This is a genomic window from Thalassospira sp. GO-4 (genome assembly GCF_023588965.1).
GTDB classification, from domain to species: Bacteria; Pseudomonadota; Alphaproteobacteria; order Rhodospirillales; family Thalassospiraceae; genus Thalassospira; species Thalassospira povalilytica.
The window spans coordinates 1893550-1909091 of sequence record NZ_CP097807.1; the positions used below are offsets into that span (position 1 = coordinate 1893550).

The 15542-nt window shown below is 55.3% G+C and carries 18 protein-coding genes; 5 read left to right on the forward strand and 13 right to left on the reverse strand.

The features are described 5' to 3' along the window. Positions 1 to 185: 185 nt before the first annotated feature. The 6 genes from flhB to M9H61_RS08920 all read right to left on the reverse strand — a co-directional run bounded on the left by flhB (position 186) and on the right by M9H61_RS08920 (position 3760). Entirely contained in the window at positions 186 to 1256 is a 1071-nt protein-coding gene (flhB, locus tag M9H61_RS08895) for a flagellar biosynthesis protein FlhB (RefSeq protein WP_250284673.1), read from the reverse strand. 50 nt (positions 1257 to 1306) lie between these two features. Continuing rightward, complete coding sequence (gene fliR, locus M9H61_RS08900) at positions 1307 to 2071, reverse strand: flagellar biosynthetic protein FliR (RefSeq protein ID WP_068517467.1); 765 nt, start codon at positions 2069 to 2071, stop codon at positions 1307 to 1309. Positions 2072 to 2118: 47 nt separating this feature from the next. Further along, entirely contained in the window at positions 2119 to 2388 is a 270-nt protein-coding gene (gene fliQ / locus M9H61_RS08905) for a flagellar biosynthesis protein FliQ (protein ID WP_068517466.1), read from the reverse strand. Positions 2389 to 2554: 166 nt separating this feature from the next. Then, entirely contained in the window at positions 2555 to 2881 is a 327-nt protein-coding gene (gene fliE / locus M9H61_RS08910) for a flagellar hook-basal body complex protein FliE (RefSeq protein WP_068517465.1), read from the reverse strand. Between the two features lie 46 nt (positions 2882 to 2927). Further along, positions 2928 to 3335 (reverse strand): flagellar basal body rod protein FlgC, encoded by a 408-nt coding sequence (gene flgC / locus M9H61_RS08915; RefSeq protein ID WP_044829525.1) that lies wholly within the window; start codon positions 3333 to 3335, stop codon positions 2928 to 2930. A 23-nt stretch (positions 3336 to 3358) separates the two neighbouring features. Continuing rightward, positions 3359 to 3760, reverse strand: a complete 402-nt coding sequence (locus M9H61_RS08920; RefSeq protein WP_068517464.1) for a flagellar basal body protein — start codon at positions 3758 to 3760, stop codon at positions 3359 to 3361. A 281-nt stretch (positions 3761 to 4041) separates the two neighbouring features. Here M9H61_RS08920 and csrA point away from each other — a divergent pair, with 281 nt between their 5' ends. The 5 genes from csrA to fliP all read left to right on the forward strand — a co-directional run bounded on the left by csrA (position 4042) and on the right by fliP (position 6689). Then, entirely contained in the window at positions 4042 to 4320 is a 279-nt protein-coding gene (csrA, locus tag M9H61_RS08925; protein ID WP_068517463.1) for a carbon storage regulator CsrA, read from the forward strand. 245 nt (positions 4321 to 4565) lie between these two features. Further along, complete coding sequence (locus M9H61_RS08930) at positions 4566 to 4982, forward strand: EscU/YscU/HrcU family type III secretion system export apparatus switch protein (protein ID WP_068517462.1); 417 nt, start codon at positions 4566 to 4568, stop codon at positions 4980 to 4982. Continuing rightward, on the forward strand, positions 4979 to 5314 hold the full coding sequence (locus M9H61_RS08935; RefSeq protein WP_068517461.1) for a hypothetical protein: 336 nt from the start codon (positions 4979 to 4981) through the stop codon (positions 5312 to 5314). Before M9H61_RS08930 ends, M9H61_RS08935 begins: the two co-directional genes overlap by 4 nt. Before the next feature lie 194 nt (positions 5315 to 5508). Beyond that, positions 5509 to 5874, forward strand: a complete 366-nt coding sequence (locus M9H61_RS08940; RefSeq protein ID WP_068517460.1) for a flagellar biosynthetic protein FliO — start codon at positions 5509 to 5511, stop codon at positions 5872 to 5874. 107 nt (positions 5875 to 5981) lie between these two features. Beyond that, positions 5982 to 6689 carry a flagellar type III secretion system pore protein FliP gene (gene fliP, locus M9H61_RS08945; RefSeq protein WP_068517636.1) on the forward strand — a complete coding sequence of 236 codons (708 nt, stop codon included), beginning with the start codon at positions 5982 to 5984 and terminating at the stop codon, positions 6687 to 6689. A 164-nt stretch (positions 6690 to 6853) separates the two neighbouring features. On the opposite strand, the gene M9H61_RS08950 is transcribed toward fliP, so the two are convergent. From M9H61_RS08950 to M9H61_RS08980, 7 genes are all read right to left on the reverse strand, one after another. After that, positions 6854 to 8173, reverse strand: a complete 1320-nt coding sequence (locus M9H61_RS08950; protein ID WP_068517459.1) for an SEL1-like repeat protein — start codon at positions 8171 to 8173, stop codon at positions 6854 to 6856. A 99-nt stretch (positions 8174 to 8272) separates the two neighbouring features. Next, entirely contained in the window at positions 8273 to 11767 is a 3495-nt protein-coding gene (locus tag M9H61_RS08955; RefSeq protein WP_250284675.1) for a hypothetical protein, read from the reverse strand. Between the two features lie 2 nt (positions 11768 to 11769). Beyond that, on the reverse strand, positions 11770 to 12495 hold the full coding sequence (locus tag M9H61_RS08960; RefSeq protein WP_068517457.1) for a flagellar motor protein MotB: 726 nt from the start codon (positions 12493 to 12495) through the stop codon (positions 11770 to 11772). Then, positions 12495 to 13379, reverse strand: coding sequence for a flagellar motor protein MotB (locus M9H61_RS08965; RefSeq protein WP_082817696.1), 885 nt, complete (start codon positions 13377 to 13379; stop codon positions 12495 to 12497). The genes M9H61_RS08960 and M9H61_RS08965 overlap by 1 nt, the downstream gene beginning before the upstream one ends. An 11-nt stretch (positions 13380 to 13390) precedes the next feature. Further along, entirely contained in the window at positions 13391 to 14032 is a 642-nt protein-coding gene (locus M9H61_RS08970) for a protein phosphatase CheZ (RefSeq protein WP_068517456.1), read from the reverse strand. A 35-nt stretch (positions 14033 to 14067) separates the two neighbouring features. Beyond that, complete coding sequence (locus M9H61_RS08975; RefSeq protein ID WP_008890394.1) at positions 14068 to 14454, reverse strand: response regulator; 387 nt, start codon at positions 14452 to 14454, stop codon at positions 14068 to 14070. A 217-nt stretch (positions 14455 to 14671) separates the two neighbouring features. Beyond that, entirely contained in the window at positions 14672 to 15415 is a 744-nt protein-coding gene (locus tag M9H61_RS08980) for a MotE family protein (protein ID WP_068517455.1), read from the reverse strand. Positions 15416 to 15542 lie beyond the last annotated feature (127 nt).

A 15542-nucleotide genomic window follows, 5' to 3' on the forward strand; every position in this document is an offset into this window, starting at 1 on the left:
CATCCCTTGCCATTCGTATAATATCTGCACGAAACAAAGGGAACTCTATTTTTCAAACTACACCGCTAATTTGCCAACCGGGTTGATCGGGATCGTCGCGGACTGGAATTTCAAACGACTTTCTAGAAGAAAAAGATGACAGGCAGCTGAAAGAAACCGGCAACACGCCGGTCGAATGAACAGCCTTAGCCCAGCTTCTTGCCTTTTTGGCGGAACACGAACGAAATGATTTCGGCAACCGCCTTGTAATGTTCAGGCGGGATTTCCTGATCGACCTCGACGGTTGCAAACAGCGCACGCGCGACCGGCGGGTTTTCCATGATGGTGATGTTGTGTTCTTCGGCAACTTCGCGGATTTTAAGCGCGATATTGTCCTGGCCCTTGGCGACACAGACCGGGGCGGCCATCGCACCGACATCATATTGAAGTGCCACCGCATAGTGCGTCGGGTTGGTGATCACGACGTCGGCCTTGGGAACGTTTGACATCATGCGCTGCTGGGCGCGCTCCATTCTGATCTGGCGGACCTTTGCCTTGATTTCCGGGCTGCCTTCGGTCTGTTTGTATTCGTCCTTGATCTCCTGCTTGGACATTTTCATCTGTTTGTTGAACTCGTATCGCTGATAGGCGAAATCGAGCCCGGCAATCACCGCCGTCAGTGAAATTGTCGCGATCAGCAGGATCACGATCATGTCGTAAAGCCGTTCAAGGGTCAGCCCCAGCGACATCTGGGGATAGAGTTCGATATCAAGCATTTCGGGCATGATGACCAATGCCAGAACCACCCCGACCAGAACGATCTTGCTGACATTCTTGGCGAATTCGACCAGCGTCTTGAGAGAAAACTGGTTTTTCAGCCCGTTCAGGGGATTGAGCTTGTCAGGTTTGGGTTCGATACGTTCAACCGCAACAACGATGCCGTTTTGCACCAGATGCCCGGCCGCGGCAAAAAACACCAGCAGCACAAACGGAATGCCCAGCACCCAGAGCATGCCGATAATGATATCCCTGAACAAAAGAGGCAGCCCGGCATCGGACACATCATACATGTGCGGATGTTCGATAAAGCCGACAGCAAGATCACGGACGCTTTCGGCCATGGTCGGGCCCATCATCACTGTGACAAGACCACCACCAAACAACAGCATGAAGTTGCCGACTTCCTTGGAAACCGGCACCTGACCCTTTTTTCGGGCATCCTCAAGCTTTTTACTTGTGGGGTCTTCTGTCTTTTGGCTGTCGTCTTCTTCTGCCATTGGCTAACCCGTGCTTGACGGACAGTCGCGCTTTGCTGCGCGGTACCGCCCTAGGGATTGAGAAACGCCTCAAGCCCGTTCTCGAAATAACCGAGATAGACCATCATCATGGATGGCAGGGCCAAGGTCAACAGAAGCAAGGCCAGCGCGATCTGAATCGGCATGGCCACAAAGAATACCGGCAATTGCGGCATCAGCTTGTTCAGCAAGCCGAGCGCAATCTGCAAGCAGATCGCCACAATCAGAAACGGCGCGGATAACTGGGCGGCGATGATGAAGCTGTCATTGAGTGCATTGGCGAAAAATTCGCTCATATCCCCGACCGGCAGCACCCCGCCCGGCGGAAACAGTGAATAGCTTTCAAAAACCGCCTGGATCATCAGATGATCCATCCCGGTCGCAAACAGCAAAACCAGCCCGACCTGCATCAGGAAATTGCCGGTTACCGCACTTTGCGCACCCGATAATGGATCGGCGGTAAAGGCGTTTGCCATTGATGACAAATAGGCAATGATCGACCCGGCAGTCTGAAGCCCGGCCATCATGACCTGACCAAACAGGCCAAAGAACAGGCCAACCGTAACCTCATAGCCGATAAACAGCAAAAGCGACGGCGCATCGGCCGGTTGCGGCGGGAAAAGCGGCCCTGCCAGCGGCGAGATGACCACCGCAACCCAAAAGGCAAAAATCAGCCGTGCGCGCGCCGGAACCGTGCGTGCCCCGATGCCCGGCATAAAGGCAAAGGCCGCCCCGACCCTGGCAAATGCCATCAGGACAACATAGACATTAAGAGTAAGAAGCTCCTGAAGATCCATATGTCTTCGACCGCCTTACATCAACGCGTCAGCCCGGCGTTTCGCCGCTAATTGGGCAGGCCAATGAAATGGTCCACCATACGCCCCATGAATTCGGTCATTTCCGTAATCATCCAGGGCAGCAACACCAGAAGTGCAATGAAAATCACAAGGATTTTCGGAACGAAGGTCAGGGTCATTTCCTGAATCTGTGTCAGGGCCTGAAACAGCGCGATGATCAGACCAACCCCAAGCGCAATCAACATCAGCGGTGTGGTCACCTTCAGCAGCGTCCATACTGCATCATAGGCCACATCCATGATTTCAGCTTGATCCATTGGTCTTCCCGCCTTCACATTCACGCAGTACCTTGAAGTACCACTGTTATTCATACAGGATTTGGCAAGGCCATTGCCATGATTTCCTGATCGGCAAACCGGTATCGGCAAACAAAAAACCGCACGAATTACGTGCGGTTTCGTTATCAGGCCGGGATCACAGGGATCAGACCGGCATGTTCAGGATGCTCTGATATGCTTCCACAGCCTTGTCACGGACCGAGACCACCGTGCGCAGGGTGACTTCGGCGGCCGAAACGGCGGTCACCACTTCATGAAGTTCCGCATCCCCGGTAATGGCCTTCTGGGTCATCTGTTCGCTATTGACCATGGTTGCGTGGGCATCATGTGCCGCACCGCGTACCATGTCGGCAAAACTTTCCCCCGGGTTCACCTTCGTGCCGGTGCCGGTTACGGTTTCCGCAACGGTATTGGTCTTGCCCGCAGCCGCATTGCGGTAGGCAGAAATGGCATCGTTGAAGCTGGAGACCATGGGTATCAATCCTTAAACTTCTTCAGTCCTGCTTGATATCGCGTGCTTACTGCAGAATATCAAGGGTCTTGAGCAACATGCTGCGCGATGACTGGATCACATTGAGGTTGGCCTCATAAGACCGCTGGGCTTCGCGCATATCCATCATTTCGACAAGCGTTTCAACATTCGGGGTCTGAACATAGCCCTGATCGTTGGCTGCCGGATGGCTTGGTTCGTATTTCATACCAAAATCGGAACGGTCTGGCATTACCTTATTGACCTTGACCATTTCAACACCGACTTCGCGGTCCATGACATTCTTGAACGTCAGAAGCTTGCGGCGGTACGGGTCCTGGCCCGGTGCGGTCGGAAGGCTGTCGGCGTTGGCAACGTTTTCCGCGGCAATGCGCAGACGGGTACCCTGGGCACGCATGCCAGCAGCAGAGATTTTGAAAGCCTTGTAAAGTTCCATGTTTCTAACTCTCTATGCTTGGATTACACGCGGCCAAGGGCCGAAATGAACATTGATTTCTGTTTGGCATACAGACGGGTCATGGTCTGATAATCGACCTGGTTCTCGTTCATCTTGACCATCTGTTCTTCAAGGATGACGGCGTTTTTACCCGGTGCGACTTCGTAGTTCTTGCGCACTTCCTCGTCCTTGAAGTTCTGCGGTTTGTTCAGACCCTGGCTGTGGCCCGGCGTGGTCGCCTGCATGGCCAGAATGAACTGGCGGTCACGGCCGATATTGTCCGGATCGAATTTCTTGAGATCATTGGCGCGGTAGTTCGGCGTATCGGAGTTGGCGATATTCTGCGCAATGACTTCCTGGCGCTGGGTGAGCCAGTCCATCTTTTCCTTGAGATTGGCGAACATGCCAAGTTTGCCGATATCCATTTCCTGCTCCTTGTCTGCGCTTTCGAGTATTGATCGCGCGGGTAAAGCCGACGTTAACGCCATCGCCCTGATCGGGGCCGGATCGCCCGGACGGTTGATTTTGCCGCCCCTGATGATCCTGCCAAATGAGATGCATGAAGCGTGCCAAAGAATGAAAGAGCTTTGAAATCCCCCGGATTGCGGGCAATTGACGGCGGGTACTAGACCCCGCGTTTGAAAGCAGGCATATTGTGACCGATCTGGCAAATTGAGGTTGCCATCTATCGAAACCGGGACACTGTATGCTCTATCTCACACGAAAAGTCGGCGACTCCGTTGTCATTGACGACAATATCGAAGTCACCGTCGTTGAGGTCCGTGGCAAGACCGTCAAGCTTGGCTTTACTTTCCCCGAAGATGTTCAGGTTCTTCGACGCGAACTTTATGACCGTATTCAGGAAGAAAACCGTTCGGCTGCGGTCAGCGAAGACATCATCCGCCATCTCGGAGGATCAAACAGTCCTGCCAAGGGCAGCAGCGACAAGGAATCAGATACCGACGAGAATGTTGGTAACAGCTGATTAATCCACGCAATGCCGGGATGTCCGGTGCGCAAGACAAACATATCGCCTGATTTCAGGCACCGTCATCTTCCAGGCAGGTAGCCCGGATATTGACCTTCATCTCGCTCTCACTTGGCATTTATCACTGATTTTGTTGTGGCTGGCGATCTGCTGTGCCGACAACGATTTGTTGACCATCTTTGATCTATGGTCGACGCTTGATCATGACAGCCAGGCACCTGTGTCCTGAATTGAAGGGCCTTATGAGCGGGAAAAAGCCCACCTATGACATTACCGATACACCGGCAAGCAAGACGGAAAATCTTGCCGCACCGGGCGAGCACGGCCAGAAGGCCGTTGCACTTCGGTATGCCCATGGGCGTGACAATGCCCCCATATTAAGTGCCAAGGGCGAAGGCAGCGTTGCGGAACAGATCTTGCAAGTCGCCTTTGCCAACGGGATCAAGGTCCGCAAGGATACGGATCTGACGGAAATTCTGATGGCCGTGGATGTCGACAGCGAAATCCCGCTGGAGGCCTTTGCCGCGGTCGCCGAAATTCTGAACTATATCTACCGGATCAACCGCATTTACGGTGGTTCGTCACGCAGCCAGACCGAGCCGAAAGACGAGGTCGCGGCAACGACATCATTTGATCGCAACGGGGAAGGCCAATCATGAGCCCTGAACAATTCAAGCCCGATCAGTTCAAGAAAGATCTCAAGCGCGTTCTGTCCCTGATCCGAACCGGGCAGCGTTATCTGGAAGACGGCAAGGTTGTCGAACTTTCGGCCCTTGAACACCGGATTGCCGATCTGTGTGATCAGGCCCGCGCGATGGGAACCGAGCAACGCCGTGAAATTGCCCCGTTGCTGGCGGCTCTGACAGATGAACTGGGCCAGCTCGAAAGCAACATGCAGCAGGAATATTCCGACATTCAACGCCAGCTGCGCGGCATCAGCAATACCGCACAGGCAACAAATGCCTATGCACAGGCTGCACGCACGAAATAACCGCTATCAGGCCGCAAAAAGTCCGCCAAAGGACTGATTTCAAACGGCCCGGCCAAGCCATTTGTGCCGATGGCAACTTGCCTGCGTGCAAGGGGCACGGTAAACAGAATGATCAAAGGCAGCCAATGGTCATGATATGGCCCGGCAGTCGGGCCTGATGGCCTTTACAGGGTGTTGACGGGGAAAGATACCTGATGGAATTAAGCGCCTATTACCGGTTTGTTGCCGCCCTGGTGTTTGTGCTGGGGATCATCGGTATATTCGCGCTGGTGGCGCGGCGCATCATCCCCGGTGCGCGTAACATCAACCGGCGCGGGGCAAAGCGCCGGCTTTCGGTGGTCGAAGTTGTTCCCGTTGATACCAAAAGACGACTGGTTCTGTTGCGGCGTGATGACACCGAACATCTGGTGATGCTTGGTCCGCAGGGCGATACTGTGATTGAACGCAATATCGGCACACATTTTGTCGATCTGATCGATAGCGACATAGCCCCCGATCACACCACCGACAGCAACAGCACACAGGATTCCGATCCCAACGACAGGAAAAACCCTGCATGAGCCGCACCGAGCAACATTCCCCGTCACCCCCCGCCCCGCGTCCGGCCAAAACCGGATGGCGCGCGCCGCGCTGGTTGACGTTATGTGCGATCTGGTCACTGATCCCCATGATCGCATTGCTTGCCGGTGGCGACACGGTTCAGGCCCAGACATTCAATTTTGATCTGGGCGATGGACCGGGGGTTACATCCTCCGGGCGCTTGATCCAGTTGATCGGCCTGATCACGGTTCTGAGCATCGCCCCGGCCATCCTGATGATGGTGACGTCCTTTACCCGTATCATCGTGGTCCTGAGTTTGCTCAGAACGGCATTGGGTATTCAGCAATCCCCGCCCAACCAGGTTCTGATCAGTCTGGCGATGTTTTTGACCCTGTTCATCATGATGCCGACCCTTGAACGCGTCTGGGACGAGGGGCTGGAACCGATGATCAATGGCAATATTGACGAATTCGAAGGGTTCGAACGGTCCGTCAAACCGGTTCATGATTTCATGATGACCCAGGTTCGCGAACGCGATCTTCAGCTGTTTGTCAATCTGGCCGGGGTTGAAGTCACGACACCCGAAACCATTCCGTTGCGGTCGCTGATCCCGGCCTTCATGATCAGTGAATTGCGTCGCGCCTTTGAAATCGGCTTCCTGTTATTCATTCCGTTCCTGATCATCGACATGGTGGTGGCCAGTATCCTGATGTCGATGGGCATGATGATGTTGCCCCCGGTCATCATTTCCCTGCCCTTCAAGCTGATTTTCTTTGTGATGGTTGATGGCTGGTATCTGATTGCCGGATCGCTGGTCGAAAGTTTCGGCCGTTAGCGGGCGCATAGCCCCTGCCAACCACAGACAAGACACCGGAATTATAAAAGCCGCCAAGCACAAGCTGGCGGCTTTTTTGCGGGCTTTGCCCATTGGTTCCCTAGACTCAGGCACTCCGGCTTTTGCCAGATGGCGGTGCGCACAATCTCAATGTGCGAAACCTGTCAGGACCGCCGTTTTGCAGCCTTGAACACATCCTGTTCAAGCGGCTTCAGGCCAAAGCTGCCCCGGCGCGGCCCCGGGTTGTCGGCAACAAACTTTTCGGCGATCTGGCGTTCGCGTTCGGTCATGCGGGCATGGATCGCCCCCATTTCACGCTGGGCCTGACTGCCTTCGGTCGGTGAGGACATGCGCAGCCAGTAATAAGCCAGAATATTATCCTGCTCGACACCGCTTCCGATCGCATAAAGCCGACCAAGTGCGGCCTGACCATTCGACGATCCCTTACGCGCGGCACGTTCATACCAGCTTGCAGATCGCGCCATATCAACCGGCACACCAAGGCCATGTTCATACATGACCCCGATCAGGTGATAGCCGCCCGGATGGCCAAGTTCGGCAAGATCCATGGCAAGATCAAGCGCACTGGCATAATCGGGTTCGCGATGCGGCACCCCAAAGATCAGGATTTGCGTCATCTGATATTTCGCAGATGCATCGCCCTGATCACAGGCATTCATCAACATCGTCCAGCCCCGGTTGAACAGTTTCAGTTCCGGGGAATGACAGAAATACATCGCAAGATTGGCCTGCGCATAGGCATCGCCTTCGCTTGCGGCCAGTTCAAACCAGCTGATGCTTTCGGCAATATTGCGTTCCGCACCAAGCCCGACACCCAGCGCATAGCCAAGGGCGGATGCGGCTTCGATGCTGCCGGCACGGGCGGCACGCATGTTGAATTCAAATGACTTGGCCGGATCACGGTTCACACCGCGCCCTTCAAGATAAAGATAGGCAAGAACACTGGCCGCGGACGGATCGTTCAGATCGCTTGCGCGCTCGAAATATTCGATGGCCTTTTCATCATCCTGTGCAACGCCCCAGCCATTGAGATAGCAAACACCAAGATTATAAAGGGCTGCAACCGATCCGTATTCGATGGCTTCTTCGAACCAGTGCGCGGCGGTCTCGGCATTTTCCTGAACACCAAGGCCCTTGGCATAGAGATAGCCAAGATTGTTGGCCGAAATCGGTTCGCCCGATGATGCTTCTTCGTGGAACCAGTAAGCCGCTTCGCGGTACCATTGCTGGCCTTCGCCAAGGTCTTCGGAAACCCCGAGTCCCTTGCTGCGCATATAGCCATAGCAAACGGCGGCAAACGCACGGCTTTGACGGTGAATCTGGTCAAGAATACGACGGGTCGCGGACTCGTCACGCGGCATGCCATCGCCCTGAAAATGCTTTTGGGCAAGCGAAAGCTGCGCGAAAATGTCCTTTTCGACATTCGCCTCATCGTAATAGACCATTTTAAGAGCACGATCCATCACAGCACGACACTCGCAATCACACGTTCAAACCAGCAGAAAACGGGCGCAAACTCCACAGTTTGGCGAAGCTCACCCACGTTACAGATTTATCGAACGTTAATTTATAGCACTAAGCTGCGACTTTTCCAACTGATCGCGATAGGTCGCAAGGAAGCCCTGGAAGTTTTCGACCTCATCCACCTTGTCGGCAAGGGTGCGATAGTCAATCAACCCCTGCGTTGGTGATGACGTGATCAGGTTGAATGCCTCGGCAAACGGGCTTTGTGCCATGCCCTCGCCATAGCGGCGTTTAAGCATGTTAAGCGTGCGTTCCTGCCCCGCCATGGCAAGGTTGACCGCCCAGTTCAAAAGATAGCGCGCCCGTTCGTCATTGATTTCGCCGGTCGGGCTTTTTTCATCATCGCCAACCAGACGCTGGAAGGTTTCCGCCGCAGACATATAGTCACGGGTTTGGCGGTAATAATCGACGCGCAGCAATTCCGCATTCTTGGAAAAATCACCCTCAAGCGATGCGATGGCCTCTGCCCCGCGATCGGTATCAAGCAAGGCACGCGCCTTAAGATGGCGGCGCTGGGTTGCCAGTTCTTCGGATATCGCCGGATCGTCGGTGTTATCAATAACGCGAATGGTTTCTTCGGGTTTGCTGTCAAGCAGATAGACAAGACCAAGGCGCGCGCCCACCCGGGCCTTTTCCACCCCCTGAAGGCGGAAATCGACCTGATGTTCCAGAAGGCTTTCGGCGCGTTCAAACAGTTCGACATCCACCATGCGATCGGCAAGACGCCGGATCAGTTCATCGCCCTTGTCGCCAGCCGGGGTCAATTCGCGGAACTCGTCATACAGGGCAACCGCCTTGATCGCCGAGATATTGTTGATGTCCTCGCCAAGGTACAGATTTTCAAACGTCTTGTGCATCAGGTCGGTGGCCTCGGCCGCGACCGGCTTGTTCGGGAAGAAGATCGCCACCTGACGAAGCGTATTCAGCCCGTCGCGGAAATCCTTGTTCTCGATCTGAAGTTCACCAATCCGTTTGAGCAACGCCATCTCGAACCCGTCACCACGCCATGCAAAACGCAGTTGCTGAAGCTGTTCAATCGCGTCTTCCACCGTCAGGCGCTGCAAGCGCATTAGCAATTCCGTGCGGTCAAAGATCGCATGGGCGCGGGCTTTGCGGTTGTCGCCTTCGGCCACCTGGTCCCAAGTTGCGACGGCCTGTTCAAGTTCGCCGGCTTCTTCTTCGAAGAACCCCTTGAGATACTGCACATCCATGATTTTGGATTCTGATAGCCCGTCGGTCACCAGCATCTTTTCAATCAGATCCATACCCGCATCCGGGTTGCCGACAATAAGCGCCTGTTCGGTCGCAAGCGGCCCCAGCCGTGACAGCAATTCCGGCGGATAGAAATCAAGAATATGGAAACTTTCAAGCAGGTCCCGCGCCCCTTCGTTGGGACGACCAAGGGCCGCAAGGGTCACCGCCCGCCACAGCTTCATTTCCGGTATGGCACGCAGGCGCTCGTCCTCAAGCAACCGGGCCGCTTCGGCATAATCGCGATCCAGGAACTTGACCGCGGCCTTAAGGGCGCGGAACTGCAATTTCTGGGCAATCAGCGGATCGTCACCTTCCATGGCCGATACAACCGCGTCGGCCTCGGGACCAAGGCCATTGGCCATGTAATACTGCGCCAGATCAAGCCGGGCCTTGTTGCGGTGTTCATCCCCGCTTTCTGCAATTTCACGGCGCAACTTGCGGATCGATTTATTGAAATTGTCAAGGCCGCCCCGGCGCCAGGTATCCAGATCAAAGATCAGGCCTTCGCGCCCGTCACCCGTGCTGGCGCGGACCCCGGTGGCCGATGCCAGCAACCGTGCGCCTTCGGGCGAAATGTTCAAACCATCGGCCGCGGTCACAATAACCGCCTGCCCGTCGTCGCGATCAGCAACCTGAACACTTTCATTCATCGGGGCAACGACCACGCCCTGCACCGATGGCAGAACTTCAAATTCCGGATAGCGCAGGGCAACTTCAATGCCGTAACCCGATTGCGTGGTGGTCACGACCCGCAAGGTATCGCCGACTTCGGGATCATCGATCGGAATGATCGGTCCGACATCTTCAAGCGGCACAATCAGGCGCGCCCGGGTCTGGTCATCAAGTTCGATCGACGGGCCAAGTTTTTCAACCGGCTGCATGGTGCCCTGTTGCAGGGTCACACGCCAGTCCCCGGTCGGGGTTCGTGTGGTGTAAAGGCCAATCCCGTCAGGGATGGTCATGCGCAATACCGTGGCATAGGGGCTGTCGATCTGTTCGATCACGCCGATGATCTGGGCAGCTTCCTGACGGACAGTATCAAGATCAAGATTTGCCCGCACATCAAAGGCCATCCACAGGAACCCGGCGCGCGACCAGACAGCCGCCCCACCCTGCTGCCCGAACGGGAAGCCAAGGGTCATTTCCGTTGTCGTCTGCTCGACCGTTACCGACAGGTCGCCAATGCTTGCCTGTTGTTGTGGTTCGCCATTTGCGCCCGGGGTTGCGGTCTGTGCGGCATCGGCTGCCTGTGCCTCGACGGGGGCTTCGGCGGTATCTGATGTAGCTGTGCCGGTCCCTGTCGCGTTCTCTGAGGCGGTTTGGGTGGCAGGTTGTGGTGCCGGTGCGTTTGGTGCGGCAGGGGCGGCTGGCGCATCCGTCCCGGTTGCCGTGTTATTGCCGCGCGTCTGGTTTGTCGGACGCGTCTGTGCCGTTTCCGCCGCCGGGGCGCGCTGCGCGCCCATGATATCGACCACAACCTTGTTACCGGACCGGAAATGGCGCAGTGGGCGGGCCGGATTTGTTTCAATCACAACATCAAGCGGGTTGGTGGCAGCCTGACGGATGCGGACACCTTCGGGCAGACGGCGTGACAGACCGGTGGCATCAATCCGCGCCGGGGCGTCAAAGGCAATGGTTTGCGCCCCCTGATCGCCCTCAAGGGCGTAATCGGTCCGGTTCGGCCAGTCAAATACCAGCCGGTAAAATGTCGGATGGCGGCCGACCCGCACATCAAGAAGGTTCGCCGCTGCATCTGATGCCGCCGGTGCCGTATTTTCGGTCGCAACGGTTTCAACCGGACTGACCGGGGCCGGGGTGATTTGCGGTGTTTGATCGGGACCGGGCCGGGTTGGCGGTGTGGGGGCCGGGGCTGGTGCAGCCTGTGGCTTGTCAAGAATATCGAGTACGACGTTGCTGCCGACATTAAAGGCGCGCACTTCGTAATCGTCACTCAGCACAAAGGCAACGGTCCGGCCATCCGGATCAAAAAAGCCGTCCGAAACATATTTGGAAACCGGGTTCAAAACACCGCGCAAGGATGCCACAAGCGGTTCGTCGAAACGCACGACAAGCTGGTTGCCGATGATTTCAGCGCTGTAATTGACCGGCTTGTTCCATTGCAGAACAATTCGTCCATAACCGCTATGCAGCCCGGAGCGGATGATAACAGGATCCACTACCTGGGCCATTGCAGGGCGCATTCCGCTAACGGGCAACAACATTGCCGTGGTGGTCGCGACTACAACCGCCAGCAGGACGCGCACGGCAAATTTTGCCATACTTACGTGCCTCCGATACCGCTTCCACCATGCGGCTCGATGACAATATCAACGCGTCGCGCCATCACAAAGCGCGCCTCTTCATCAAGCAGCTTCGGAAGCTGGTCGTACCTTGATGCCGCAAATCCGTAAATATTTATGTAATCTGTGTAGCCCGATCTTTTCAACTCGTTGGCGACTGCCCCGGCACGGGCCAGTGACAGTTCCCAGTTCGAGGCATATTGCCCCCGCCCGCTCAGCGGTCGCGGATCGGTATGGCCCTGCACACCAATGCGGTTGCCGATATTGCGCAAAACACCACCAAGCACGAACAAGGCCTGCTTTGCCTTGGGGGTCATATCCGAACTGCCCGAAACAAAAAGAATGTCCCCAGGAAGGGAAATGACCAGTTTGTCGGCATCGCGCGACATGCGCGCATCGCCAAGTACCGGGTTGTCATCAATCGCGTCGTCAATCACCGCACTGAGATAATCAAGGTTCATCGCCGGTTTGCGATAAACACGCGGGATGTTCAGACTTGCCATCGGCTCGTCATTTTCTTCCTTGGGGGCGGGTTTGATGCTTTGCGACAGCGCATCAACAACCTCGTCCCAGCGGTCGATCTTGACCTTGGACATGGCAAACAGCATCACAAAGAATGTCAGCAGCAGCGAAATCAGATCCGCAAGGCTGAGCATCCAGACCGGTGGCCCGTTGGGTCCGGTATCCTTTTTGACTTCATCGCTCATCAGCCACCTCCTCCGGCCTGCGGTCCAAGCGGAATAGGCTGGTTCACGGCGGGCTGATTGTTACCCGGCAGCGGAATGGCCATTTTCGGCGGGATCATCATCTGGCCCGGTGTACCGCTTGGCACACCGTTGCCTGCACCGTTTGACGAACCGTTGCCGTTGCCCGACCCGGCGGGCAGGTCCGATCCATTGGCATTGGTGCGTTCAATCGGCGTTGGCGGCTCTTTCGGGCCGAAATTCCAGAAGAAACGGAATGTGACAATGAACGGGTCCGCCCCGGGATCAATGCCGACATAAAGATGATCTTCGGGCGCGCCGACATCAATCAGTTCGCGGGCAAACGATCCGGCCCGCGCGATCTGAAGATTGTTGTCGATTTCGATCACGCCCTTTGATTCGATCTGGCTGCCCATCACCATTTCCATCTCGTAGGAGGCATAGCCTTCGTCATCGGCCAGAACCGCGGCAAGCTGTTTCATAAAGCTTGCCTGGCGTTCGCGGATCAGAATGGAATTGGGATCAAACAGCTGATCGACATGCATGATGATTTCCATCAGTTTGCCGGGCTGAATGACTTCAACCCGGACAACCTTGATGGCGGTCTCAAACAATTGACCAAGCTTTTCCTGCACGTCCTCGGCGGCAACAACCGGACCTTCGATCGAGGTCACGGTTTGCAGGCTGGTGGTTGGTGGCAGGATGGCCGCAAAGGCAGAGGAAAGGCTTTCCTGCACCTCGCGGGTTTTGACCTCTTCAAAGGTCGAAATGGTATTGAGCAGAATGAAGAAGGCGAGCAGCAAAAGATAGAGAGCCAGAAACAGCGCCACCGCCCCGTTCGCAGGGGGGGATGGTGGTGTTGGTCCGTCGTCCTCTATCTCCGCCATGTCAACGCCACTTAATTGAACATCGCGTCGATGTCAGCCTGCGAAACGCCTTTGCCCTCAAGCTGCGGCCCGTTGAGCAATGCTTCTTCGCCTTCCGGTTCTTTTTTCTGCTTTGGATTGGCCGCGGCATATTTGGCAATTTCGTCGCCAAATGCGGTCACCAGACCCTCAACCCGTTCTTCGATGGATTTCAGCGCCTTGATCACCTTGGTCGTGCGCTGACCGGTGATGTCCTGGAAGTTACAGGCTTCATAGACACGCATTGTCGCATCGGTAACGACTTTGGCCTGTTCGGGCGGCAAGGTCGTGGCGAATTCTTCCAGCGCATCCATGGCGTCAAGGATTTCATGCGTGGCGCCGGCCGTCGCATCCACGATGGCATCAAGCTCATCGGTGGCGTTCGGGATATATTCGGCCTTGATGTCATCGGGACGAAGCGATGCGATTTCGGACTTCATCTTGCGGATGATGCCCGACAATTCATCAAGTTCACCAAACAGACGTTTCTGATCGTCGGACGGCGCATCCCCCATAAAGCGGGACAGCTGATCCATCAAATCAGACAGTTGCTCGACCTTCAGATCGTCACCATCAAGGCGCGCACGAAGATCGTTAAGCAACTTCCGGAGTTCGTCCTTGGACGCTTTGGACATAGCGGTATCGCGGGACACAGGCCCCGCGCTCCTGATCAGAAATCGCCAATAACCGTTTTCATTTTGCCTTTCAACGTTTCAGCGTTGAACGGCTTCACGATGTAATTGGAGACACCGGCCTTTTTCGCCATAACGACGTTTTCGGTCTTGGCTTCGGCGGTAATCATGATGAAGGGCATATCCTTCAACTTGGCATCGGCACGGACTTCCTTCAACAGCTGAAGGCCAGTCATCGGCTCCATGTTCCAGTCGGAAATCACAAGACTGAACGGAGCTTCACGCAGCTTACGAAGCGCCATGCTACCATCGGTCGCTTCTTCAATATTCGTAAAGTTGAGCTGCCGCAGAAGGTTACGGATGATACGCAACATCGTTTTGTAATCATCCACAATCAGGATCGGCATATTCGGATCGACGGCCATTCACAACTCCATCAGCTATCTGATCTCTCACCCTTGCCGCATATTCCTACGAATACAGACAAGGCCCCTAATAATCGTGATGTACATATTTAATATTGGTTAATCAAGGTTTTTAACCAGAGATCAAATCATCTCATCACATTGACTATTCTCGAAATTTTGGCTGGTTCTTCACTTGAAACAGGCGAAGATCCACCCCAACGTCTTCTCGTTTGCCCTATTGCAATGGCAGCATATTGATATCTTGCTTATATGCCAGTTCGGCTGTCAATGCCCGCGCGCGTTCCGGCGTCATCTGCGACAAAACCGCCGCAGTATTGGCTTCGCGCATGCCAAGGGCAACCTGCAACAGGATATCCATATCCAGATCGTTCCAGATCCTGGCCGCGTCTTTGGGTTTCATCTTTTCATAGACGCTGATCAGTTTCTTGATCCGATCATCTTCCTGGGCTTCCTTGGTTTCGACCAGTCCTTCGATGGCCGTTTTCAAGGATTTCATTTCTTCGATCTTGGCATCGATCCGGGCTTCGGCGGCGGCAATCAGGCTTTCGCGTTCATCAAGACGCTGTTCCTTGCGGTCAAGCTCGCCACGACGCACCGACAGATTCTGAAGCAGATCAATCTCTTCCTGGGTGAATAGGGTCGGGTCACCACCGAGGGTCGGCGCGATATCGTTCGGGCCGCCTTCACCTTCAAGCGGGGTTCCTTCCATCGTCAGTCCGGCCGGATCATCCAGCCCCGGACCCGCAGCAGACACATCTGCCCCCTGGCCTTCCGGGGTTGCGCCCGGGGTCGGTGCCGGTGCCTGGGCCTGTGCCATCTGGACCATGCTGACACCAGCAGGCTGTGACTCAGAAGTTGTCGCAACTTCCCCGCCGCCGGAAAACAGGTTTACCACCCGCATTGACAACACCATCAGCCCAACCAGGACAACCAATGGCAAGATACGCACACCAGACATCTATTCACCTAAGCAATGCGGCACCTTGTGCCCATGCTCCTTCACGCTCGAACTATCTTTATTCTGTCAGAATGACCGATCACTCTTTAGATATAAAGAAATGTCATGATCTCAAGACCGGAACCGC

What these genes read in the sequence shown, in the direction of transcription:
- M9H61_RS08975 (WP_008890394.1), bottom strand. Translation starts at nt 14,454, where the DNA reads ATGGCCGTCGATCCGAATATGCCGATCCTGATTGTGGATGATTACAAA.
- M9H61_RS08920 (WP_068517464.1), bottom strand. Translation starts at nt 3,760, where the DNA reads ATGGATATCGGCAAACTTGGCATGTTCGCCAATCTCAAGGAAAAGATG.
- M9H61_RS08940 (WP_068517460.1), top strand. Translation starts at nt 5,509, where the DNA reads ATGGAATTAAGCGCCTATTACCGGTTTGTTGCCGCCCTGGTGTTTGTG.
- fliP (WP_068517636.1), top strand. Translation starts at nt 5,982, where the DNA reads ATGATCGCATTGCTTGCCGGTGGCGACACGGTTCAGGCCCAGACATTC.
- M9H61_RS08930 (WP_068517462.1), top strand. Translation starts at nt 4,566, where the DNA reads ATGAGCGGGAAAAAGCCCACCTATGACATTACCGATACACCGGCAAGC.
- fliE (WP_068517465.1), bottom strand. Translation starts at nt 2,881, where the DNA reads ATGGTCTCCAGCTTCAACGATGCCATTTCTGCCTACCGCAATGCGGCT.
- csrA (WP_068517463.1), top strand. Translation starts at nt 4,042, where the DNA reads ATGCTCTATCTCACACGAAAAGTCGGCGACTCCGTTGTCATTGACGAC.
- flgC (WP_044829525.1), bottom strand. Translation starts at nt 3,335, where the DNA reads ATGGAACTTTACAAGGCTTTCAAAATCTCTGCTGCTGGCATGCGTGCC.
- M9H61_RS08970 (WP_068517456.1), bottom strand. Translation starts at nt 14,032, where the DNA reads ATGTCCAAAGCGTCCAAGGACGAACTCCGGAAGTTGCTTAACGATCTT.
- M9H61_RS08955 (WP_250284675.1), bottom strand. Translation starts at nt 11,767, where the DNA reads ATGGCAAAATTTGCCGTGCGCGTCCTGCTGGCGGTTGTAGTCGCGACC.
- M9H61_RS08960 (WP_068517457.1), bottom strand. Translation starts at nt 12,495, where the DNA reads ATGAGCGATGAAGTCAAAAAGGATACCGGACCCAACGGGCCACCGGTC.
- fliQ (WP_068517466.1), bottom strand. Translation starts at nt 2,388, where the DNA reads ATGGATCAAGCTGAAATCATGGATGTGGCCTATGATGCAGTATGGACG.
- M9H61_RS08980 (WP_068517455.1), bottom strand. Translation starts at nt 15,415, where the DNA reads ATGTCTGGTGTGCGTATCTTGCCATTGGTTGTCCTGGTTGGGCTGATG.
- fliR (WP_068517467.1), bottom strand. Translation starts at nt 2,071, where the DNA reads ATGGATCTTCAGGAGCTTCTTACTCTTAATGTCTATGTTGTCCTGATG.
- M9H61_RS08935 (WP_068517461.1), top strand. Translation starts at nt 4,979, where the DNA reads ATGAGCCCTGAACAATTCAAGCCCGATCAGTTCAAGAAAGATCTCAAG.
- M9H61_RS08965 (WP_082817696.1), bottom strand. Translation starts at nt 13,379, where the DNA reads ATGGCGGAGATAGAGGACGACGGACCAACACCACCATCCCCCCCTGCG.
- flhB (WP_250284673.1), bottom strand. Translation starts at nt 1,256, where the DNA reads ATGGCAGAAGAAGACGACAGCCAAAAGACAGAAGACCCCACAAGTAAA.
- M9H61_RS08950 (WP_068517459.1), bottom strand. Translation starts at nt 8,173, where the DNA reads ATGGATCGTGCTCTTAAAATGGTCTATTACGATGAGGCGAATGTCGAA.